The organism is Paenibacillus sp. JSM ZJ436 (assembly GCF_044383795.1).
GTDB classification, from domain to species: Bacteria; Bacillota; Bacilli; order Paenibacillales; family Paenibacillaceae; genus Paenibacillus_AQ; species Paenibacillus_AQ algicola.
This window is the reverse complement of record NZ_JBISEO010000002.1, coordinates 142,616-163,773: the sequence shown is the minus strand read 5'-3', so window position 1 is coordinate 163,773 and position 21,158 is coordinate 142,616. Positions and strand designations below refer to the sequence as shown.

General features: G+C 53.2%; 20 protein-coding genes. 9 read left to right on the top strand and 11 right to left on the bottom strand.

What is annotated here, in order from left to right; translation table 11 throughout:
• Positions 1 to 32 precede the first annotated feature (32 nt).
• Entirely contained in the window at positions 33 to 1,886 is a 1,854-nt protein-coding gene (locus tag ACH6EH_RS03095; RefSeq protein WP_397331071.1) for a bifunctional diguanylate cyclase/phosphohydrolase, read from the bottom strand.
• Between the two features lie 282 nt (positions 1,887 to 2,168).
• Positions 2,169 to 2,768: a DUF5317 domain-containing protein gene (locus ACH6EH_RS03090; protein WP_397331070.1), complete on the bottom strand. Its 600-nt coding sequence runs from the start codon at positions 2,766 to 2,768 to the stop codon at positions 2,169 to 2,171.
• 311 nt (positions 2,769 to 3,079) lie between these two features.
• On the opposite strand from ACH6EH_RS03090, the gene ACH6EH_RS03085 reads away from it, so the two are divergent.
• Genes ACH6EH_RS03085 through ACH6EH_RS03075 form a run of 3 tightly spaced genes read left to right on the top strand, consistent with a single transcriptional unit; the run spans position 3,080 to position 4,929 of the window.
• Entirely contained in the window at positions 3,080 to 3,289 is a 210-nt protein-coding gene (locus ACH6EH_RS03085) for a cation transporter (RefSeq protein ID WP_397331069.1), read from the top strand.
• 30 nt (positions 3,290 to 3,319) lie between these two features.
• On the top strand, positions 3,320 to 4,066 hold the full coding sequence (gene nfsA, locus ACH6EH_RS03080; RefSeq protein ID WP_397331068.1) for an oxygen-insensitive NADPH nitroreductase: 747 nt from the start codon (positions 3,320 to 3,322) through the stop codon (positions 4,064 to 4,066).
• Between the two features lie 59 nt (positions 4,067 to 4,125).
• On the top strand, positions 4,126 to 4,929 hold the full coding sequence (locus tag ACH6EH_RS03075) for an exodeoxyribonuclease III (RefSeq protein WP_397331067.1): 804 nt from the start codon (positions 4,126 to 4,128) through the stop codon (positions 4,927 to 4,929).
• On the opposite strand, the gene ACH6EH_RS03070 is transcribed toward ACH6EH_RS03075, so the two are convergent.
• The 6 genes from ACH6EH_RS03070 to ACH6EH_RS03045 form a co-directional block, all read right to left on the bottom strand.
• Entirely contained in the window at positions 4,848 to 5,708 is an 861-nt protein-coding gene (locus tag ACH6EH_RS03070; protein WP_397331066.1) for a TatD family hydrolase, read from the bottom strand. The two genes, ACH6EH_RS03075 and ACH6EH_RS03070, sit on opposite strands and share 82 nt — an antisense overlap.
• A gap of 52 nt (positions 5,709 to 5,760) precedes the next feature.
• A complete protein-coding gene (locus ACH6EH_RS03065; protein ID WP_397331065.1) occupies positions 5,761 to 6,576 on the bottom strand; it encodes an ABC transporter ATP-binding protein in 816 nt (271 codons plus the stop codon).
• A complete protein-coding gene (locus ACH6EH_RS03060) occupies positions 6,573 to 7,370 on the bottom strand; it encodes an ABC transporter permease (protein ID WP_397331064.1) in 798 nt (265 codons plus the stop codon). Before ACH6EH_RS03060 ends, ACH6EH_RS03065 begins: the two co-directional genes overlap by 4 nt.
• The gene (locus ACH6EH_RS03055) at positions 7,367 to 7,660 is read right to left on the bottom strand and encodes an MTH1187 family thiamine-binding protein (protein ID WP_397331063.1); all 294 of its coding nucleotides are present in this window, start codon (positions 7,658 to 7,660) and stop codon (positions 7,367 to 7,369) included. Before ACH6EH_RS03055 ends, ACH6EH_RS03060 begins: the two co-directional genes overlap by 4 nt.
• Positions 7,661 to 7,701: 41 nt before the next feature.
• A complete protein-coding gene (locus tag ACH6EH_RS03050) occupies positions 7,702 to 8,721 on the bottom strand; it encodes an ABC transporter substrate-binding protein (RefSeq protein ID WP_397331254.1) in 1,020 nt (339 codons plus the stop codon).
• 324 nt (positions 8,722 to 9,045) lie between these two features.
• Positions 9,046 to 9,429, bottom strand: a complete 384-nt coding sequence (locus ACH6EH_RS03045) for a VOC family protein (RefSeq protein WP_397331062.1) — start codon at positions 9,427 to 9,429, stop codon at positions 9,046 to 9,048.
• A gap of 134 nt (positions 9,430 to 9,563) precedes the next feature.
• Between ACH6EH_RS03045 and ACH6EH_RS03040 the strand changes: the two genes are divergently transcribed.
• From ACH6EH_RS03040 to ACH6EH_RS03030, 3 genes are all read left to right on the top strand, one after another.
• Entirely contained in the window at positions 9,564 to 9,980 is a 417-nt protein-coding gene (locus tag ACH6EH_RS03040) for a pyridoxamine 5'-phosphate oxidase family protein (RefSeq protein WP_397331253.1), read from the top strand.
• Positions 9,981 to 10,191: 211 nt separating this feature from the next.
• Complete coding sequence (locus ACH6EH_RS03035) at positions 10,192 to 11,238, top strand: EAL domain-containing protein (protein ID WP_397331061.1); 1,047 nt, start codon at positions 10,192 to 10,194, stop codon at positions 11,236 to 11,238.
• Between the two features lie 2 nt (positions 11,239 to 11,240).
• Positions 11,241 to 11,930 carry a copper homeostasis protein CutC gene (locus ACH6EH_RS03030; protein WP_397331060.1) on the top strand — a complete coding sequence of 230 codons (690 nt, stop codon included), beginning with the start codon at positions 11,241 to 11,243 and terminating at the stop codon, positions 11,928 to 11,930.
• Between the two features lie 378 nt (positions 11,931 to 12,308).
• Here the strand turns inward: ACH6EH_RS03030 and ACH6EH_RS03025 are convergent, their stop codons facing one another.
• The 3 genes from ACH6EH_RS03025 to ACH6EH_RS03015 form a co-directional block, all read right to left on the bottom strand.
• The gene (locus ACH6EH_RS03025; RefSeq protein ID WP_397331059.1) at positions 12,309 to 14,630 is read right to left on the bottom strand and encodes a glycoside hydrolase family 65 protein; all 2,322 of its coding nucleotides are present in this window, start codon (positions 14,628 to 14,630) and stop codon (positions 12,309 to 12,311) included.
• Between the two features lie 110 nt (positions 14,631 to 14,740).
• Positions 14,741 to 15,412 carry a beta-phosphoglucomutase gene (pgmB, locus tag ACH6EH_RS03020; protein WP_397331058.1) on the bottom strand — a complete coding sequence of 224 codons (672 nt, stop codon included), beginning with the start codon at positions 15,410 to 15,412 and terminating at the stop codon, positions 14,741 to 14,743.
• A 202-nt stretch (positions 15,413 to 15,614) separates the two neighbouring features.
• Entirely contained in the window at positions 15,615 to 16,652 is a 1,038-nt protein-coding gene (locus ACH6EH_RS03015) for a LacI family DNA-binding transcriptional regulator (RefSeq protein WP_397331057.1), read from the bottom strand.
• A gap of 517 nt (positions 16,653 to 17,169) precedes the next feature.
• Between ACH6EH_RS03015 and ACH6EH_RS03010 the strand changes: the two genes are divergently transcribed.
• The 3 genes from ACH6EH_RS03010 (at position 17,170) to ACH6EH_RS03000 (ending at position 21,142) form a co-directional block, all read left to right on the top strand.
• Positions 17,170 to 18,903, top strand: coding sequence for an alpha-amylase family glycosyl hydrolase (locus ACH6EH_RS03010; RefSeq protein ID WP_397331056.1), 1,734 nt, complete (start codon positions 17,170 to 17,172; stop codon positions 18,901 to 18,903).
• A 143-nt stretch (positions 18,904 to 19,046) separates the two neighbouring features.
• Positions 19,047 to 19,721, top strand: a complete 675-nt coding sequence (locus ACH6EH_RS03005) for a response regulator transcription factor (protein ID WP_397331055.1) — start codon at positions 19,047 to 19,049, stop codon at positions 19,719 to 19,721.
• Positions 19,718 to 21,142, top strand: coding sequence for a sensor histidine kinase (locus tag ACH6EH_RS03000; RefSeq protein ID WP_397331054.1), 1,425 nt, complete (start codon positions 19,718 to 19,720; stop codon positions 21,140 to 21,142). Before ACH6EH_RS03005 ends, ACH6EH_RS03000 begins: the two co-directional genes overlap by 4 nt.
• Positions 21,143 to 21,158 lie beyond the last annotated feature (16 nt).

Below are 21,158 nucleotides of genomic sequence, written 5' to 3'. Positions count from 1 at the left end.
TCAAACATAACGGGGAAACCCTTCGGGTCCTGTCAAGAGGATTCCATGCCGGCTGCCGGCTGCTGCTGCTCCAGCATACGCTGCTCCATATACCCGATAAACAGCTCGGTCAGCTCCGGATCAAACTGGGTGCCTGAGCATCGGCGCAGCTCGGCAATGCCTTCCTCGTAGGTCTTCGTCTTCTGATAAGGCCGTTCGGTCGTCATCGCGTCGAAGGAGTCAATGATCGTCAGCATCCGGCACAGGCGCGGAATTTGCTTGCCGCTGTAGCCGTGAGGATAGCCGCCGCCGTCGTAACGCTCATGATGAAGCTCGATGAACGGCACCAGCTCCTTCAGCTTTTCGTTCGTTTCAGCGATGCGCTTGCCCCATACGACATGATTCTTCACCGTTTCCCATTCCTCGGCGGTCAGCTTGCCCTTCTTGTTAAGAATGCCCCATGGTATTTCCAGTTTGCCGATATCGTGGATTAGCGCGCCCAGGATGAAATGCCGCCGGTCCACACTGTCGAGCTTCAGCACCGTACTCATATCCATCGCATAGCGGAAGACCCGCTTGGAGTGCTTAAAGGTGTCAACATCCTTGTACAGGAACAGCTTCAGCTGCTGCTCAATATCCCGTACATCCTCGGCAAAATCAATCTCATGCTCCTTGGCGGAGCTGGACCCATAGATATGTACATTGTTCTTGCCCTGCTTCTTGGCATAGTACATGGCCTGGTCGGCAAAATCCACCAGCTGGGCTTTATCATGAATGTCTACCCGGTGGGAGGCGATGCCGGCAGAGAAGGACAGGCAGCCGGAAGGAAAGATTTCCACTCCTTCATAATACGTGTCATTCAGCTTCTTGCGCAGCCGGTTCACAAACTCTGAGGCGGCGCCTTCATCGTACCCCGGCATCAGAATCGTAAATTCTTCACCCCCGAAGCGGGAGGCTACGACCTCTGCAGGCTCACACTCCTCATGGAGAAAATGGCCCAGAAATCCGAGCAGCATATCTCCCTTCAGATGGCCGAACTGATCGTTATATTTTTTGAAGTCATCAATATCAATCATAACCAGAGACAGCGGTGTGTCGTTCTGGGAAGCCTTTACAATCTCTTCATCCAGCAGACTTTCGAAGTAACTATGATTGAACAGTCCTGTTCGCTGGTCGCGCGTTGCCTTCTCCTGAATGTCATTGTACATGGTGAACAGCTGCTTGAAGGAGTAGGAGAGCATCGTGCTGAGTGCAATGAAGAGGGCTAAGCCAAATACGCCATTACTGCTAATTAAAATCGTTAGAGCTAGTGACAAGATGAGAGTGCTTAAATATACGACGATAATATCTTTGAAAAAGATCTTCAATGCTTCATACAGTGTGCTCTTCATTAAAATTACATAATAAAAGCCAATAACTAAGACATTGATTATAAAATAAGTTGTCAGAGCGGCGAGATATGAAACAATTTGTTCATTCTCGAGCCCACCTGTATTTCCGCCGGTGATTTGAAAAATATATGACGATCCGGTGATCATTAACACATAAATACTAAAGTTAGCTAGATTTTTCCAGAAAGGGGCGTGATGATAAATAGAAGCTATAATTAATGTGAGTAAACATACGGAAAGTGCAAATGAAGGACCATAAATAAACATGCAGGCTAAGTAAACGGAAGAATCCATAGATTGACCGTTACCTTTAGGAGGAAGCTGAAAAGTGAAATAATCGAGAATTAGAGTCGCGCCAGTTAATGCATAAAGCCACGTCCATTCCTGTAAGGAATAGTTTAGAAAATCTGCCTTGTTAACTAAACCAAATACGATAATTCCGAACAATGAAATAATAATGAAATACCACTGGCTGGAGTTAATCTTCAGGGTCCGTTCCCGCTTTAAAAACGACATGGGCTGTTTCTCCTCGGAATACTTGATGGTGTCTCCACATTTTAAAGTATAAATCAAATCAAAACAATGAGATATACAAAAGAACAGGCTGATATCAGCCTGTTCTTTTGTATATCTTATTCTTATACGAATTTGAAGCCGGAAGTCAGAGCAACCAGTACGGAAGCTACGATCACTGCGTTAAATACGATACGGGAATATTTAACATTCTCGATTTTTTTCATGTCTTTTCCCTCCTTTACATAGTGATCTGATGTATGTGAATTATGTAGTTCTCAAAGATTAGGCGCTGCTGCCTGTTTCAAGCGGCTTATTCTTCTCCGCCTTCTTCTTGTCTCCACTCATGAGCTGGACAATGTAGATAAAGATCCCGACGTTCATTACGATATCGCCAATGCTGATGGCTTGGCTTCTCGGATACGGGGGAGATAAGGGAATAATGTCGCCAAGGAAGGGAAGGCGTGTAGATTCATCAAGCAGGTAATGCTTGGTAATCACTGTGCCCTGACTCAGCATGTCCACATAGTAGGGATCCAGCACGGAAGCTGCCTGCAGCGACACGGGCATCCGGCCTCCATTCACGGCCATAACCAGAAAGTTAAGGAAGACACCTGTCAGAATCCAGCCGAATCCCGGCTGATTACGGTTCATCCATAAGAAGGCCATACCTACAATGTATATACCCATAAATACATAACTGCTGATTGAGGCTACGAAGGAGGATTGGTCCTGCACCGCAAAGATAACTAGCTGAATCAGAAGCAGCACCGGAAATATCCATCCGCCCTTCAGCTTGAGCTGTCCAAAAGCATGGAGTCCCTGCTTCAAACCGCCCCGGATCATACCGACAATCAGACCTAGGATAATGCCATCAAAAACCATAACAATCTCACTTTCCTCTATCGTCGATTTTCTTCATGAAGCTTGTGATTAATGAAATTCGACCTGAAAAAGGAAAATCCTTCTTGTTGCCGAGAAAAAAAGAAAAAATATTGTCAGAGATGCTCAGATGCCAAAGAGAAATATATTCCAGTTCATTATATCAGCAATTTTTGGGGATTTAAATCCTCATTTCAGCGATTTTCGCCAGGTTTTTTAGACAGAGCCTGGTGTTCTACAATCCTTTACATAAAGTAGGGGGGTATAGTACTATGAGGTTCTAAACCATTTTATAATCCGGGAGGAATCTTATAATGAAGCAAACGGTATTAAAGGTACAAGGAATGTCCTGCGGACACTGCGTGAACGCGATTCAGGCGGCGTTGAAGGAGGCCGGTGTATCCGGTACGGTGGATCTGGAAGCGGGAATCGTCACGGTAGAATACAATGAAGGCTCGGTGAATCCGGCAGAAGTTATTGCTGCAATTGAAGAGCAGGGCTACGAAGCAGCAATTCTGGAATAGCTGATCCCGTATAGAGGGGAGTGATTTCACATGAATGAAACTATCGAGGTGCTGATGAATCATCGCTCGATTCGTAAGTATAGCTCTAAAGAGGTCAGTGACGACCAGCTGGAGCAGATCATTGCGGCAGGTCAGATGGCGTCCAGCTCCAGTAACGTACAGGCCTACAGCGTCATTGCCATACGGGATGCCGACATGAAATGTGAGCTAGCCGCTTTGGCAGGGCATCAGGCTTATATCGAGCAATGTCCGGTATTTCTGGTGTGGTGTGCAGATCTATACCGATTGCAGCAGGCAGGAAAGCCTTACATGGAAGAACAGGAATCTTATATTGATTCGGTGGAGAATTTTATTGTTGCGACGGTAGATACCGCACTGGCTGCGCAGAATTCGGCTGTAGCGGCAGAATCGCTGGGACTGGGCATTGTGTATATCGGCGGCGTTCGTAATGAGATCGAGCGCATTTCAGCGCTGCTGGAGCTACCGGAGCGGGTATACCCTGTATTCGGGATGTGTGTCGGCTATCCGGACCAGCAGCCTGACGTGCGTCCGCGGCTGCCGCTAAAGGGCGTGCTGCATCACGGCAAGTATGATGCTTCCGGGATCGCAGGCCAGGTGCAGATATATGATGAAGCTTACCGCACCTATATGAGTGAACGTACTGGAGGAGGCCAGCCGCCTGCGGGATGGTCAGCCTTCATGGCCAAGCGCCTGGCAGAGCCGGTGCGCCTGCATATGAAGGATTATCTGGAGCGGCGGGGGTTGCTGAAGCGCTAGAAGGCGGTGACCGGTGAGGGAGAAGACCTCAATGCTGCCAGATCAGGGGGACATCGCAGTTGAAGCTTGTATCTTGGAATGTGAATGGCCTGCGGGCCTGTGTGAAGAAAGGGTTTATGGACGTGTTCAGAGAGTTGGATGCCGACCTGTTCTGCCTGCAGGAAAGCAAGCTGCAGGCAGGGCAGATTGAGCTGGACTTGGGGCCGGAGTATCTACAGTACTGGAACTACGCAGAACAGAAGGGCTATTCCGGGACGGCTGTATTCAGCCGTCTTACGCCGCTGTCGGTACGCTATGGGATGGAAGAGGATCATGAGCCGGAAGGGCGGATGCTGACTCTTGAATTTGAAAGCTTTTTCCTTGTTAATGTGTATACGCCGAATGCCAGGAGAGATTTGAGCCGTCTGCCATACCGGCTGGAGTGGGAGGATCGGTTCCGCCGCTATCTGCTGCAGCTGAACGCTAGCAAGCCGGTCATTGTATGCGGAGATCTCAATGTTGCCCATCAGGAGCTCGACCTGAAGAACGCCAGAGCCAACCTGGGCAACTCCGGCTTCACCCTGGAGGAACGGGGGAAAATGACCGAGCTGCTAGGCGCCGGCTTTCTGGATACATTCCGGCACCTGTATCCGGACAGAGGCGACGTCTACAGCTGGTGGTCTTATATGCCGAAGGTAAGGGAGCGGAATATTGGCTGGAGAATTGATTATTTTCTCGTCTCGGCCTCTCTTGCAGATCAGCTGCTAGACGCCGATATCCATTGCAGTGTACACGGCAGTGATCACTGTCCGGTGTCCTTGTCCATCGACTTGCCTGAGAGGGTATTGAACTCTGATCCTGCAGCGGCTTCCTCCAGTCGGTAGAACCTGAGGGCGTTGCGGTAAAGCAGCTCTACTGCGGACTGAGCCTCTATGCCGGTAATTTCCGCCCAGGCCGCTGCAACCTCAGCAGTCATGCAGGGATGGGTCAGACGGCCGGCGAAGGGGCCCTCGAATGGCCAAGGCCCGTCCGTCTCGGTCATGACCTGCTCTGCGGGGTAGCGCCTGGCGAGCTCCTGAATGTCCTCCTCATAGAGAAGATCCGGGGTGAAGGAGATAAAGGAGCCGCCCTGCGCAAGCCGCTCGATGGTATCGGCGCTGCCTTTAAACCAGTGGAAGTGCGCAGCAGCCAGCATGCCGTGTTTTTCCAGGAGAGCATAGGCTACATCCGCATCCTCATACACGGCATGAAGCACAATCGGCTTGCTGTGCTTGGCAGCAAATGCGATAAATCGCTCCAGGAGCTGCTCATAGGGCCGGTTGTCCCAGATTTCCCCCCGGGCTTCAGCCTCGATTCGGGTATAGTAAGGCAAGCCCACCTCGCCTACCGCGGCCATATCCTTCAGATGATGCTCCATAAATAAGAACAGCTCATCAGCCTCTTCCGCCGTTGGAAGAGGCTGTTCGGGATGGAAGCCGAAGGCCGGCTTCACCGAGGCATGCTGACGTGAGAGCAGAAGATTGCTTCGGGCAGATTCCAGCCCCATGGAAACACTGATTAACGAGGTCACGCCGCAGCCGGCCAGCTCCGCCAGAATAGTACCCTGCGCCTCTGCTGAGTAAGCGTCCAGATGAATATGAGTATCGATGTAAGATGATTGCATGGGAGATTTGCCTCCTTCTTTTCCTTCTATGAATGTGCCGATCGCAGGCTTGCTACCTGTGTATCTCATGCCGCATCGTTTCGGCGAGCTCTTGCTTTAATGAAAGAAAGTCCGGATCCAGGAGCAGCTCCTCGCTTCGAGGCCGCGGAAACGGGACATGAATGGTCTTCAGAATCTGCGCCGGCCGCCGGGAGAGGACATAGATGACGTCCGACAGCAGCAGCGCTTCCTCAATGTGATGCGTGATCATCAATACGGAGCGGCGATGCTCCTCCCACAGATCCAGCAGCCAGCGCTGCATGTCGCTGCGTGTCAGTGCATCCAGCGCACTGAAGGGCTCATCGAGGCACATGAGCTCCTGCGGGCTCATCAGTGCGCGCAGAAATGCGGCACGCTGCTGCATTCCGCCCGACAGCGTCTCGGGAAATGCCTGCTCGAACCCGTGCAGGCCGGCGTGTTCCATCAGGCGGGCGGCTTCCGCTCGGGCCTGCTCGCGGGACATTCCGGCAAGCTCACGAGGCAGAATGATGTTGTCCAGCGTAGTCCGCCAAGGAAACAAGGCTGGCTGCTGCGGCATGTAGGCCACTCTGCCCTTGGAGCCGGTCACCTCCTCGTCATGCATCATAATGCTGCCTTGGTCGGGGTGGATCAGCCCGCCGATCACATGGAACAGGGTGCTTTTGCCACTGCCCGAAGGTCCGATCATGGACACGAACTGCCCCGGCTGAACAGTGAGGCTAATCCCTTCTAGCACCTGAACACGTTGGCGGCGGCTGTGGAACGTCTTGTGAATGCCCTTTACTTCTAGAGCGGGGGCCTGCGTGTCAGGCTGCTCCCGGTTTGAATGCTCCTGCCGCTTGCTGGTCATACGCTCACCTCCTGGCGTGATTCGTGATCATGGTCATCCCGGTTATTGTGGCCCCATCGGACCAGGCGCTTCTCTAGCAGAGCGATCAGCCCTACCATGATAAGGCTGAGCAGTACAATGATGGCAATGGCAACGAAGACCCGGTCTGTCCGATAAGCCGATCTTTGGAGCAGCATGTAGTAGCCGATGCCCTTGTTCGAGCCGATCCACTCTCCGATCACAGCTCCCATGACAGAATAGGTAGCGGCAATCCGCAGACCGGAGAACAGGGCCGGCAGTGCATGGGGCAGCTCCAGCTTGGTAAAGGTCTGCCATCTTCCGGCGCCGGCCATTTTCATGTAATTCATCATCATTACATCACTTCGGGAAAGTCCGTCCAGGGCAGCAACGGCGACCGGAAAAAAGCAGACGAGTGTAATGACGATGATCTTCGGGAGCAGGCCGAAGCCGAACCAGATCATCAGCAGCGGAGCCAGCGCAATCGTCGGTACATTCTGACTGATCACAAGCAGGGGATATAGGGCCGTGCGAAGCCAGGGTACCAGATGCAGCAGCAGTGCAAGGGCAAGTCCCACCGCCGTGCCGATGGCAAACCCGGAGAGCGTCAGGCGCAGCGTGGCCATTGTATGTCCAACCAGTCCGGGTGCTCCACTCACAGCCTCCTGGGCAATGCCGGCAGGAGAAGGCAGAATCCAGGACTCGACCCCTAGCCATACAACAGCCAGCTGCCATGCCCCCAAAAAGAGAAGGACCGCCACAACGGGCGGCCACACGCTTCTCCACCACATGTTCATGGGCGGTATTTCTCCGTTAGCTGATCCATACTGATGCCTGAGGGATATTGGGCAATTTTGACCTGGGAGATGACGCCGGGACAGCCAGCCTGAAGCAAAGCCTCGTGAATCTCGTTCACAATCTGGAGCAGCTGGGGCAGCTCGCCCTCCAGAGTTGTCTCCAGGGCGTGTACCTCATATTTCACGCCGGAGCGCTGAATAACCTTGATCGCTTCATCGACGAACGGGATGCTGTCGCGTCCGTCCGGCGTCTTGGGAATGACCTGAATGCTCAGCAGGGTAGTAGCCATTAGATCTCATCCTTCCTATATTGTCATTATCCTAAAGGCAGTTAAGGCAGAAAATCATTCGTGAACGTCTGGTCTGCTTCAATCTGCTTGTCCAGCAGCTCGCGCTCAAACATCCAGTCTGCATAGCCCTTCCAAACCTCGGCCTTCTGCTCGCCCCAGCGGGCGGCATCATCCTGATATTTCGGGCTGAGCCACTTCTGGCTCGCTAAGACGAGCTCCTGATCCAGCTCCGGTACCGCTTTGGACAGCAGAGCTGCCGCAGCCTCCGGCTGGTCGATCGCGTATTGATAGCCCTTCGCGGTTGCACGCATAAAGGCCTTTACCAGCTCCGGCTGCTGTGCAATTAGGTCCTCGCTGGTGACGAGCACAGGGGTGTAGTAATCGAGAGCTTCAGAGTAATCCTTCACGTAGATCATATCCAGCGGCTCTCCGCGAAGCTCGGCTTCAATGCCTGTCCACGCGTAGAAGATCCAGGCAAAATCAATATCCCGCTTCACCGCCGTAAAATAATCCGCATCTCCCAGATTAATCATCTGGACCTTGCTGACGTCAGCGCCCTCTTGATCCATCATGGATTTCATGACCGCTTCTTCGACCGGGGAGCCCCAGCCGCCGTACTTCTTGCCTTCAAAATCAGCCGCAGTCTTCATATTACGGTCCACCGGAGCAGCAAAGCCGGAGGTATTATGCTGTATTACAGCGGCAATAGATACCAGAGGCACGTCTTGTGTCCGGGCCAGGGTGACACTCTCCTGATAGCTGACGCCAAACTCGGCCTGACCTGCAGCTACCATGGCGTCAGTCCCGCCGGCCCCAGGCTGGACAATGCTGACGTTGAGACCTTCTTCCTCGTAATAGCCTAAATCCCGGGCCGCATACAGGCCGGTATGATTCGTGTTGGCGGTCCAGTCGAGCATCAGCGTAACGTCACTTTGCTGCGCCGGGCTGCCGGCAGGGCTCTGTTCTCCTTCATTCGATGCTTCCTTCTGTACATTTCCGCAGCCGGCTATAAACAGAAGCAGGCTGCAGATGAGCAGTGCGAGCCATCTCGGATGCTTGATCATGAAGCTTCTCTCCTTTTGGGCAGTCCCACTCTTCAACCTATGAATCTGAATCCTAACAAAAACGCCCCGCGTCAGCGGGGCGGTTCACAGCAGAACAGGTTCCAAGCCAAGCTTCAATAGCTGGCCGCTGCAAGTTACCTACGCTGGCATTACCCAGATCAGGTTCAAGGGTCAGTGTCAGTAAGGGACACAATCTCAGCCGGCCGATTCCCAGCTCCCCGTGGGATGATGAAGTTGGACTGCATGTTTTTGATGATTACGAGTAATTATAGACCTGCAGGTTTCCGCTTGTCCAGCAAGCTCACCTTTTATAAGGAAGCGTTACCTCTGGAAGAATTCGATGCGCTCGCCTTCAGGTCCCTGAAAAAAGAAATAACGGCTTCCGTTCGGCAACGTAACGATGTCCTCATCCAGCTGTGGAACGTTCAATCCCTTTACGCGTGCGTATTCCTCTTCAATGTCGTCGGTGCTGACTGCAAAGTGATGCACCTTGCCTTCCTCCGGAAGATTGTCGTTATAGCCTTGAATGAGCTCGACCTCTGTCTCCTCGTCGCCCTGGAAGCCAAGGAATGCAAGCTCGATGACGCCGTTGCTATGCATCATTCTTCCTTTCAGCTCCAGTCCGATGACCGAGGTGTAAAAAGAAATGCTCCGATCCATGTCACGCACCATAATACCGACATGATCCAGTCGTTTTTTTGCCATGAGTGCCGCCTCCTAAAATCTGAATGAACCAACAAGCCCAAGCATAGCATGTCAAATCGCACTGTCAAGGTTCATATCCGGGCAAACGGGTACACTATAGATACGATGTCTATTTTGGAAAGGAGCCATGCATGATGGACCATACTACATTAGAGAAGAAGATTGCTGAAGCGCTGAACCACAACAAATTTTGCTCATTCGCGACCGTGGAGGGCAACAAGCCCAAGGTTCGATATATGGCACTGTTTCATGATGGAGTGAACCTGCACCTGGCGACAGACCGCAAGACTCACAAGGTAGAAGAGCTGGAGGAGAATCCGAACGTTTACGTCCTGGCCGGCTATGAAGAGGGCGGCTCCAAAGACGTGATCGAGCTGCAGGGCCTCGCCCGCGTTACCAAGCAGGAGCAGCTGCGCAATGAGTTGTGGAACGAGGATTTCAAACGCTGGTTCAGCGGTCCGGATGATCCGGATTATGTCATTCTTGAAATCGAGGCGCAGCGCATTGAGTATACCCCTCACGGCGGGGAGCTGCAGGTATGGGAGAAGTAAGCAGCGATTAATCAATAGCGAAGATTCGACAAAGGAAAGGCCTGCATATGCAGGTCTTTTTTCAAGTTATAGTTAAAACTTTACATCCTGCTGGGCAATAAGTATGATTAGGTTATACATAATTAATCCTTAAGACCTAACCGGTTTTAAATATTTATGAGGGATTGTGTCGATAAAAAAATATATAAACGATCTGCCTAGGAGGAATACGATGCAATGCGATAGCTGCTCCATACCAGAACCGATTGAGGATGAAGGATACGTTTATATACGTCCGGCATTAACGGAAGTGACCCTGCTGTTGGAGAGCGGCGGGCTAGCTGTGCGCGAGCATGAAGGCCGGTGCATGGTAGCTTACCATAGCCGGGAGGACGTCCTGTTTCTGATGCAGTCCATGAAGAAGCTGTCTGTTGGCCAGAGAGAAGAGCTGGATCTGATGATTACCGGCAAAAAGGTTCGGCCCATTCGGGAGAAGTGGATTCCTTTGCGTCAGTTTGAGGAACGCCTGAAGCATTTTGACGTTGTGCAGATTATTACCGAGCAGCAGTTTACCAGCTTCATGCAGCCCATTGTCGACCGCAGCGGCGGGATTGTCGCCTATGAGTTCCTGCTCCGTCCCCGGGAGGGCGGGACGCCCTTCCAGCCTTATCAGCTCTTCGACACTGCGCGGGAGACGGGCCTGCACTCGTTCCTCGACCGCTCCGCCCGGATTTCGGCGATTGAGACGAGCGCGATGTGGCTGCCAAACGGCATCAAGAGATTTGTGAACTTTCTGCCCTCATCCATTTATAATCCCGACTATTGTCTGACTCATACGTTCCAAGCGATTAACCGCTTGAATCTTGATCCGGCGGACTTTGTATTTGAGGTGGTCGAGACTGAAAAGGTGGACAATGCCCGGCATCTTCAATCCATCTTTGAGGTTTACCGGCGCAATGGCATTTCCGTTGCGATGGACGATGTCGGCTCCGGCTACTCGACACTGGAGCAGATGGTGCTTTTGAAGCCTGATTATGTCAAGATTGACCGCAGCCTGATTGACCGCTGTGATGAAAGCGGGGAGAAGCAGCAGAAGCTGCGGATCATTACAGAGACGGCCAAGGGCTTCGGAGCCTATGTGCTGGCCGAAGGGATTGAACGACCGGAGGAGTTTCAATTCGCGCGCGAGATCGGCATGGATCTGGCACAGGGCTATCTGTTCGGCAAGCCTTCTCCGCAGCCGCCGCTGGATTACAACCGTACACGCAAGGCAACCTGAGCATGAGGGTCAAGCTGGAAGTCATTGCATCCACCGTAGAGGATGCGCTGCTCGCACAGCAGCACGGCGCAGACCGGCTGGAGCTGATTACGGCCGTGACAGAAGGCGGACTGACGCCGGGAATTGGCCTGGTCCGCCAGGTGCTGCGCCGCGTCGATATTCCGGTGCATGTGATGGTTCGGCCGCACAGCCGGAGCTTTATCTACAGCGAGGCAGATCTGGAGACGATGATGGAGGAGATCCAGGCGATCTCTGAAGCCGGTGCCCAAGGCATTGTGCTCGGCCTGCTGACTCCGGAAGGAATCATTGACGAGGAGGGTCTTCAGAGGCTGCTGGCCCGGACAGGAGAGCTGCAGGTGACGTTTCACCGGGCTTTTGATGAGCTGGAGGATCCCTTGTCAGGGATTCAGGTGCTGCTGAAGTATCCCCAGGTGACCCGGGTGCTGACTGCAGGCGGCCGCCTGCCCGCCTTTCAGTCTGTGTCCCGGCTCAAGCAGCTGGTTGAGGCCGCTCACGGCACTGCGCTTGCGATCTTGGCGGGCGGCGGGCTGCAAGTGGACGGGATCAGAGCATTTCTCCGGCAGACCGGGGTCCAGGAGGTTCACTACGGCTCAGCCGTGCGGATGGATCACAGCCTGCTGGCACCGATCTATCCGGCAGCGCTGCAGCGGCTTGTTCAGCTGCTTCGGTAAGGGAACAATAATTACAGCACCAAAGAGGCTGTCCCACAAGATCTAGGGTCTTGGGGGATGGCCTCGTTTGTTGTTGCGAGATGCTCCGCGTACGAAACGTTCCTCCCCTCGCTATTGCCCCCAAAACACAGGTAACACAAAGAAACCGCCCTTTAGTAGAATGGAAGTGTCTAGCAACCATCTAAAAAGGAGCGGTTTCATGGCGGTGCTGGAATAACCTCCCTGACCCCACCATGTCTTTATTTTTGCTTCATATCTCACTCAAGCGAGCTGCCTCGTTAAACAAGAATCTACTTTTGGGACAGCCCCTTTTAGTTGGTTAGGGGCTGAATGCCCGGATGTCTGCTCGGATCGGGAGCAGAGGAGAAAAGAACAATCCTAGCTGCCTGCCTTCACCGTACGGGAAGCCTTGGCTTCACCGCGGCCCTCCAGATGGAAGTCCTGGCCGGCCGCCTTCAGTGTAACTGCCGTATCGGTTTCGTTCAGGATGACGATGTCCTGCTCGCTCACCTTGACATTCAGGCGGGCGCCGCGGAACATCACCTTGAAGGAGAAGGAGGTCCAGTGTCCGGGAACAAACGGATCTAGGTGCAGGACGCCGTCCCTTACCTTCAAGCCGCCGAAGCCGTGAACGACCGACATCCAGGTGCCTGCCATGCTGGTCGTATGGCAGCCGTCTTCGGTATCGTTGTTGTAGTTGTCCAGATCCAGGCGCGCCGTACGCAGGTACATCTCATACGCCTTCTCCTGATATCCCAGCTCGCAGGCCAGAATGGAGTGGACACATGGGGAGAGCGAGGATTCATGGACGGTGAACGGCTCATAGAAATCGAAGTTCCGTTTTTTCGTCTCCAGATCATATCGGTCTCCCAGGAAGAACAGTCCCTGCAGCACATCGGCCTGCTTGATATACACAGAGCGCAGAATGCGGTCCCATGACCATTTCTGATTCAGGGGCAGGTGAGCAGGATCGAGGCTCTTCACCGGCAGCAGCTCTTTGTCCAGGAAGCCGTCCTGCTGCAGGAAAATGCCGCGCTCTGCATCCTCCGGATAGTACATCTTGTCGATGATATGACGCCATTGAGTCGTTTCCTCGTCCTTCAGCTCCAGCTTGGAGATCAGCTCTCCATAACGCTCCGGCTCCTCGCGCTGCAGCTGCTCCAGCACCTCCAGCGTATACTCCATCGTCCAGGACGCAATGCGGTTTGTGTACCAGTTGTTATTGACGTTATTCTCATATTCGTTCGGTCCGGTAACACCGAGCATTACATACTGCTGCTTCGCCTCAGAATACTGGACACGCTGCTCCCAGAAGCGTGAAATTTCCGCCAGCACCTCCAGGCCGTATTGGCCCAGGTACGCCGTATCCCCTGTGTAATTCACATAATTATAAATGGCATAAGCAATCGCGCCGTTACGGTGGATTTCCTCAAACGTAATTTCCCACTCATTGTGGCACTCCTCGCCGTTCATCGTCACCATTGGGTACAGCGCGCCTTTGGTGAAGCCCAGCTTCTTCGCGTTTTCTTTAGCTTTTTCCAGGTGCTTGTAGCGGTAAATTAACAGATTACGCGAGATGCCGGCATCCGCCGTGCTGAGATAGAACGGCAGACAGTAAGCCTCGGTATCCCAGTAGGTGCTGCCGCCGTATTTCTCGCCGGTGAAGCCCTTGGGTCCGATGTTCAGGCGGTCGTCCTCGCCGCTATAGGTCTGGTTCAGCTGAAAAATATTAAACCGGATCGCCTGCTGCGCCGCAACATCGCCCTCGATGACAATATCGCTTTCCTTCCATTTGTCGAGCCAGGCTGCCTTATGCTCGCGCTCCAGCTCACTGTAGCCGGCCTGAACTGCCTGCTCCAGCAGATGGCGGGCCTGATCACTCAGCTGGCCCAGACCGTGATCACGCGAGGTGACATTGGCCACATATTTAAAGAGCGTAACTTCCTGGCCCTGACCAGCCTGAATGCTGAAGCGGCTGCCGACATATTTCTCTTTCTCTACGGCTTGAGGTGTGAGCGTGAGCTTCTCGCCGCTTCTTGCCGCCTCAAAAGTCATGGCAGAGGTCACATGGAAATCCAGCTTTTTCGTCTTCACCGTCAGCACGGAGGTGGACTCCCCGGCTTCGCGGAACACCTCCAGCCAGAATTTCTCGTCATAGTTGGAATCCTTGTTCTTCACGTCACCGTCGAGGTAAGGCGTGAAGGTCAGGGTGCCTTCAAAATTCAGAGGGGTCACACTATAACGGATGCTGCCGATCTCATGGCGCACGATGCTGACGAAGCGGGAGGAGGAGACTCTCAGCTCCTTGCCATCCTCCAGCACCGCCGTAAAGCTGCGGGACAGCACGCCTTCCTTCATGTTCAAGGTCCGCACAAAATCCTTCACGGTGCACTGGAATATATCCAGCGGCGTCCCGTCGATCTCAACGTCAATGCCGATCCAGTTCGTGCTGTTCAGCACCTTGGCAAAATATTCAGGGTACCCGTTCTTCCACCAGCCGACGCGCGTCTTGTCGGGGTAGTAGACACCGGCCATATAGCTGCCTTGCAGCGATGGACCGCTGTACTGCTCCTCGAAATTGGCGCGCTGTCCCATATATCCGTTACCAATACTAAAAATACTTTCGGAAATTTCATGGTTATGCGGGTCAAAGCCTTCCTCGATAATCGACCATTCGTTCAGTTTCAAATATTGTTTCATGATCAACGGCTCCTTTATGAATGATAAGATTGTATATGTTATGCCATATCGGCAAATTGCATATCTGCGAAATCCAGGCTGCAAAAAAAGCTCGGCAGCACAAGCTGCGCTTATCTTGGAGCAGGGAGGTGCTCCAATTCCTTAAGCTGCTTCACAGAAAAGCCTGACAGCGAGGACAGCACAACGTCCGCCTGGCCCAGCTGATCCGCCGAGCCGATCCCCACGCTGCGCATCCCGGCGCGGCGTGCAGCTTCAATCCCAGCCTCGGCATCCTCGAAGACGACCGCCTCCTCAGGCAGCACGCCCACCTCTTTGGCGCCCAAGAGAAATACCTCGGGGTCCGGCTTCGCGCTGACGGTCTTATTGCCGTCCACGATGGCGTCAAAATACGGGGTGAGGCCCGTGTTGTCCAGAATCCGCATGGCATTCTTGCTGGCGGAGCCGAGAGCGACCTTGATGCCCTGTGATCTCAGAGCTTGAAGCAGCTCCAGCGCACCCGGTAAAATCTCCGAGGCATCCATACGCGAAATGTACTCCACATAGCGTTCATTCTTCGACTCCGCCAGTCGCAGCTTCTCCTCCTCCGTCAGCTCCAGTCCGCCGATGCTGAGCAGAATGTCCAGCGAGGCCATGCGGCTAACGCCCTTCAGCCGCTCGTTATCTTCTTCCGTAAAGGTGAAGCCCAGCTCTTGTGCGAGCTGCCTCCAGGCAATGTAGTGGTATTTGGCGGTATCTACAAGAACACCGTCCAGATCGAACAGACAGGCTTTAATCGGTGTCATAGGTTTCTCCTCCTTCAATGTTCATCCCGGCGACCCTGTAGGGATAGTATGCTCGCCGGGCGCATAAATCAGATTTATTTTTATGTGCAAACGTTTGAACGAGCCTTAAAAATAATAGAAGCATTGATATGCTTCTATTATTCTGCTGCTTTATCGGCTGGCAGTCTCTTGATCAGCCGTGCTGTGCCAGCCTGAATGCCGGCTAGAGCGATCTCGGCATAGAGTACATGGACGATTCACGAATCATAAGCCGGTGCGGAATGACATAGCGGTTCGGCAGCACCGAGCTTCCATCATGGCGAATGTTCTGGATCAGCGCCTGTGATGCGGTATAGCCCAGATTGTAAATGCCGATATCCACACTGCTTAGCGGCGGGGTGGACAGCTCCGTGAGCGAAATGTTGTTAAAGCTTATAATAGATACGTCCTCCGGCACCTTATAGCCCAGCTCATGCAGGCCGCGCAGAACACCGAATGAGACAATGTCATCCACGATGACGAGCGCTGTCGGGCGTTCCGGCAGATTCATAAAGAAGGACATGGCTCGGTAGCCGCTGTCCTGCAGAAATTCTCCCTCGACGATCCAGTCCTTGCGCAATGTAATTCCGCAATCAGTCAGTGCTCGATTGTACCCTTCAAGCCGGTCCTTGGACACAACCAGATTCGGAGGACCGCTGACAAAGCCGATCCGCTCATGCCCTTGAGCAATGAGATGCCGGGTCGCATCATATGCAGCCTGCACGTTGTCGGTATCGACGGACAAAATATCGGGGTAGCTGTCGCTTCGACCGACCAGCACGAACGGATAATCATGAGTCTTCAGAAAATTGACGACCGGGTCGTCCTGGCGGGAGTACAGCAGGATTGCCCCATCTACCCGGCGCCCGTGCAGCAGGCGCGATACCGCTTCAACCTCTTCCTTCTCATTGCCGCCCGAGCTGATCAGAACATCATACCCGGCGCGGTTGGCCTGGGCTACAATCCCCCGGATCAGCTCCATGAAGAACAGGTTGAGGAACAGCTCCTCAGCGGGCTTGGGCAGGATCACGCAAATGCTTTCGGTCGTTTTAGAAACGAGGCTTTTGGCCATTATATTCGGGTGGTAGCCGAGCTCTTCCATAATATCCTTGACGCGGCGAGAGGTTTCTCTGCTGATTCTGGGATGATTGGAAAGCACCCGGGAAACCGTGGAAGGAGATACGCCCGCCTTTTTAGCAACATCTTTAATTGTTACAGACATGATAACCTCCTCCGGTGGAACCGTTTGCCTAAGTTATAGTCACTCATTGAAATGGATTGAAAGTGAAGCTGAAGTCAAGCGATTGAATGTACAGCGGCTGTAATAGGATGTCACTGCCCAGCCTTTGCTGATGCCCATTTACAAATTAAACGGTTACATACTGTTATCTTATCGCGTATTCCGGTACTTGTAAATACATGCAGCACGGGTCCGGTTCAGGAAGATAACGTTTGAAAAACAAAGAAATCTGCCGATTTCAAGTGATTGAATGAGATAGAGAGGTATTGTGCAGGTGCACTTCAACAGAAATTTTGTGCAAACGGTTTAACATTATTGCGAATTAAGGTAAGATAGAAATGGAATTGAAAGCGAATTAACATAAAGTAGAAAGCGGATACAAAGGGTGGTTTGAGATCTTATTCAAGCTGAATCAGCGAAAGAAAGACTTGATGAGTGACTGAAGCTATGTGTTTAAGCAATCGTTTGCACCATTTTATAGCGAAAGGAAGAACAAGGGATGACGGTGAAGAGCAAACAGAGACAGGCAACGCGAAAATGGGCGGCAGCGGCGCTCTCGGCCCTTCTGGCAGGCGGGATTGTGACGGGGTGCGGCAGCGGGAAGGAAGCAGGAGAGCCGGAGGGTGAGATGGGAACGGCAGTGGAGCAGCCGGCGGCAGAGAAGGCCGCTCCCGCTGAAGGCGGTGCCGGAGCAGGAGAAGGACAGGAAAGCGGTGCGGCGGCAGCTGTGGATGAACAGCCGTCCGAGGTGTATTATGAGATTTTTGTGAGGTCCTTTGCGGATTCGAACGGAGATGGCATTGGGGATCTGAACGGCATCATCAGCAAGCTGGACTACCTGAACGACGGCAAGCCCGAAACGACGGATGATCTTGGCGTCACCGGAATCTGGCTGATGCCGGTTAATCCGTCCCCGTCCTATCATGGATATGATGTCACAGACTACCGGGATATTCATCCGGAGTATGGCACGCTGGAGGATTTCCGGCGCCTGATGGACGAAGCACACAAGCGGGGAATCAAGATCATTATGGATCTGGTCGTGAACCACTCCAGTGTGGAGCATCCCTGGTTTCTGGAAGCTTCATCAGACGTGAGCTCGGATCAACGAGACTGGTATGTATGGGCAGAGGATCAGGGGAAAGAGCCGACCGGCGTCAGCGCAGCCGGTGGGGGCAACCCATGGCATGAGAAGAACGGAGCGCATTACCTCGGTATTTTTTGGGGCGGCATGCCGGATTTGAACCTGAACAATCCAGATGTTCAGAAGGAAATGAAGGACATCGGGCAGTTCTGGCTGAAGCAGGGTGTGGATGGATTTCGCCTCGATGCAGCGAAGCATATTTACGAGGACCTGGCGGCAGATAAGTCTGAAAGCACCACAGCCAAGAATACCGCTTGGTGGCAGGATTTCCGCAAAAGCATGGATGAGGTGAATCCGGATGCATATATTGTGGGCGAGGTGTGGGAGAATTCAGCGGCCTCCATTGCTCCGTATCTCGATCAGGCGTTTGACTCCGGATTTAACTTTGGCCTGGCGGAGAAAATTCTGAGTGCCGTTCAGAGCGGCAAAGACAATAATCTGGCCTTTACGCTGGAGCGGACCTATGGCCTGTTCAGCAAAGTGTCCGGGGGGCAGTTTACGGATGCGGTATTCCTCGCGAACCATGATCAGAACCGGGTGATGACGCAGCTGCGGAATCAGGAGAAGCAAGCGAAGATGGCGGCCGGCATTCTGCTGACGCTGCCAGGAAATCCATTCATCTATTACGGCGAAGAGATCGGCATGCAGGGAGCGAAGCCGGATGAGCGCATTCGTGAGCCCATGGTCTGGTCAAGCGGGGAGAAGGATGCTGCCCAGACGAATTGGGAGCCGATGACCTTCAATGGCAGCGGCCGCACGGAGGGGGTCAGTGAGCAGCTGCAGCGTGAAGACTCTTTGCTGGTACGCTACCGAAATCTTATTCGCTGGCGCAACGACCTTCCTGCGCTGCGGGACGGAAACATCGGACAGTACGCCTCTGGTCATGGCAGCGTCATGGCATATACCCGAAGCACGGAGAAGCTGCAGGCGCTCGTGATGCATAACCTGTCAGGAGCCGAGGTCCGGATTACGCTCGATGAAGCTGCAGCCGGCGGCTTCACAACGCTGTCCCGCTCCACCTCGGAGCAAGCGGTGCTGCAGGGCCGTGAGCTGACCCTGCCGGGATACACCACGGTAGTGCTGGAATAATGGAAGGAGCCTGACTCAGTGCGCAAGGAGAGTCAGGCTCTTTTTGATGTTGCGCTGAGCCAGTAATCAGCTCACAAGGTAGTCATCTTTACGTGCATGCTATAATGCATAGCAGATGGTGAGATGAAGGAGGATCAACTCAAGTGAACAGAAGCTTGTTATACATAGAAGATGATCGCGATATTGCCCAGTGGGTCAGCAGCTTTTTGCAAGAAAGAGGGTACAGCGTTGTGTGGCTGAGAAGCGGTGAGCGGGCTATAGAGAGCGCAAAAGACTGCAGCCTGGCCATCCTGGACGTGATGCTGCCGGGACTTGACGGCTTTACAGTGGGTCAGCGCTTGAAAAAAGCCTGTCCCGGTCTTCCGATCCTGCTGCTCACGGCACGAACCTCCATTGATGACAAGCTTGAAGGTCTCCAGTTCGCGGACGACTATCTCACGAAACCGTTTCATCCGGATGAGCTGGCAGCCAGAATCGAAGTGCTGCGGCGGCGTTTCTCGGTATCCTCCCCTGAGCCAGCCAGACTGCAGCACTTAAAGGTATATGAGGAAGAGAACCGGGTGGTGAATATCGAGAGCGGCGAAGAAGTCATGCTTACCGGCAAGCAGTTTCAGATATTCAAGTACTTGTTACGCCATCAGGGCCGGGTGATGACCAAAGAGCAAATCTATGAGGCCGTGTGGGGGGAGTCCTATATTGAAGGAGACAAGACCCTGATGGTGCATATTCGATATTTGCGTGAAAAGCTGGAAAACGATCCTGCCGCTCCTACCGTTATCGAAACTGTGCGTGGATTAGGCTACAGGGTGCGGTCATGACACGGCTGCCTTGGCAGCGGAAGAGAAGAGGCTACCGGAACTCGCTCACATCCCGCTATCTGCTGATTGTATGCATTGCGATGCTCTTTTTACCGATTGTATTTCCGTTGAGCGGCGTGATGTATGGGTATGTGAACGATTTAATCCAGAACCAAGCGGTATCCAAGGACGAGCGCTACACCAATGGAGTGGAGCTGGAGACTTTATGGCATGCGGAAGCAGAAGCATTGAATACTGCTTCTCCCACCGAGATTGAAGAGCGGCTCATCCAGCTGAAGGATATGTATCCGGAGGCATCGATGTTCTGGGTAGATGGGGAGAACCGGACCCGGCTGACGCTTTCGAACGGGGAGTCTGTGCCAGCGCTGTGGTCAGCGGTTGAGGCGGTAGCTTTTATGAAGCGGGCGGTGAACGGAGATCCCTTTACCTCTGTCGCTTTTATAGGGGGCGAATGGAGCAGCAGCCAGGGTTTTATGGTTATTCAGCTTCCGCGTAAACATCTCTATCAGAGCGCCAATAGCAGCGGAGAGTCCATCCTGTACTTCATTCTGCTCATGCTGATAGCCCTGATGTTTATCGTAATCTCCTGGCTGTTTTTTGTCCGAATTCGTAAAAGGCTGCTTCGCCTTCGGGATGCGATGACCTCCTCCAATGACCATGCGCTGCCACAGCCGGTTGTGATGAACAGATCCGATGAGATTGGTCAGCTGGAGGCTGGCTATAACGCTATGGTAGAGCAGCTGGCGAAAAGCAGGCACCGGGAGCAGGAGGAGGCGGAGCTGCGGAAGTCACTGATTGCCAACTTGTCGCATGATCTCCGCACTCCGCTGACCGTGATCCGCAGCCATATTTTTTCAATGGAGCAGGAAGCCTTGTCAATCAACGGCCGGAAATCACTGCATCTGATGGAATCCAAAATCCAAGACCTGGGAGCATTGATCGACAATCTTCTCTCTTATAGCTTGCTGACGAGCGGCAAAGTGCTTCTGCAGCGGGAACCTCTTGACCTTTTGCGGCTCGTTCGGGAATGCGCGGCGGCCTGGTATCCTCTCTGGGAGAAGGAGGGGATTGAGCTGGACATCGAGCTGCAGGACGGAGCCTGGGTGTGGAGGATCGACGAGCTCTGGTTCAAGCGTCTGTTGGATAATCTGTTCCAAAATGTAGTCCGTCATGCTAAAGGCGGCGGTTATATTGGCATTCATAGGACCGTGCTTGATAACGGGGTACAGGCGCTGTTGATCAGCGATAAGGGTCCGGGAATGGATGCAAAAACGCCGGGAACGGGGTCTGGAATAGGCCTGGCCATCGTTCATTTTTTGGCGAAAGAAATGGAAATTGACTGTCAGATCCAATCCGGGACGCAAGGGACGGTGTTTACGTTGTCGCAGCCAGCAGGACGTGAGGGAGGACGTGAAATTTAACCTAATTTTAAACAGG

What these genes read in the sequence shown, in the direction of transcription:
- ACH6EH_RS03095 (WP_397331071.1), bottom strand. Translation starts at nt 1,886, where the DNA reads ATGTCGTTTTTAAAGCGGGAACGGACCCTGAAGATTAACTCCAGCCAG.
- ACH6EH_RS03090 (WP_397331070.1), bottom strand. Translation starts at nt 2,768, where the DNA reads ATGGTTTTTGATGGCATTATCCTAGGTCTGATTGTCGGTATGATCCGG.
- ACH6EH_RS03085 (WP_397331069.1), top strand. Translation starts at nt 3,080, where the DNA reads ATGAAGCAAACGGTATTAAAGGTACAAGGAATGTCCTGCGGACACTGC.
- nfsA (WP_397331068.1), top strand. Translation starts at nt 3,320, where the DNA reads ATGAATGAAACTATCGAGGTGCTGATGAATCATCGCTCGATTCGTAAG.
- ACH6EH_RS03070 (WP_397331066.1), bottom strand. Translation starts at nt 5,708, where the DNA reads ATGCAATCATCTTACATCGATACTCATATTCATCTGGACGCTTACTCA.
- ACH6EH_RS03065 (WP_397331065.1), bottom strand. Translation starts at nt 6,576, where the DNA reads ATGACCAGCAAGCGGCAGGAGCATTCAAACCGGGAGCAGCCTGACACG.
- ACH6EH_RS03060 (WP_397331064.1), bottom strand. Translation starts at nt 7,370, where the DNA reads ATGAACATGTGGTGGAGAAGCGTGTGGCCGCCCGTTGTGGCGGTCCTT.
- ACH6EH_RS03055 (WP_397331063.1), bottom strand. Translation starts at nt 7,660, where the DNA reads ATGGCTACTACCCTGCTGAGCATTCAGGTCATTCCCAAGACGCCGGAC.
- ACH6EH_RS03045 (WP_397331062.1), bottom strand. Translation starts at nt 9,429, where the DNA reads ATGGCAAAAAAACGACTGGATCATGTCGGTATTATGGTGCGTGACATG.
- ACH6EH_RS03040 (WP_397331253.1), top strand. Translation starts at nt 9,564, where the DNA reads ATGGACCATACTACATTAGAGAAGAAGATTGCTGAAGCGCTGAACCAC.
- ACH6EH_RS03035 (WP_397331061.1), top strand. Translation starts at nt 10,192, where the DNA reads ATGCAATGCGATAGCTGCTCCATACCAGAACCGATTGAGGATGAAGGA.
- ACH6EH_RS03030 (WP_397331060.1), top strand. Translation starts at nt 11,241, where the DNA reads ATGAGGGTCAAGCTGGAAGTCATTGCATCCACCGTAGAGGATGCGCTG.
- ACH6EH_RS03025 (WP_397331059.1), bottom strand. Translation starts at nt 14,630, where the DNA reads ATGAAACAATATTTGAAACTGAACGAATGGTCGATTATCGAGGAAGGC.
- pgmB (WP_397331058.1), bottom strand. Translation starts at nt 15,412, where the DNA reads ATGACACCGATTAAAGCCTGTCTGTTCGATCTGGACGGTGTTCTTGTA.
- ACH6EH_RS03015 (WP_397331057.1), bottom strand. Translation starts at nt 16,652, where the DNA reads ATGTCTGTAACAATTAAAGATGTTGCTAAAAAGGCGGGCGTATCTCCT.
- ACH6EH_RS03010 (WP_397331056.1), top strand. Translation starts at nt 17,170, where the DNA reads ATGACGGTGAAGAGCAAACAGAGACAGGCAACGCGAAAATGGGCGGCA.
- ACH6EH_RS03000 (WP_397331054.1), top strand. Translation starts at nt 19,718, where the DNA reads ATGACACGGCTGCCTTGGCAGCGGAAGAGAAGAGGCTACCGGAACTCG.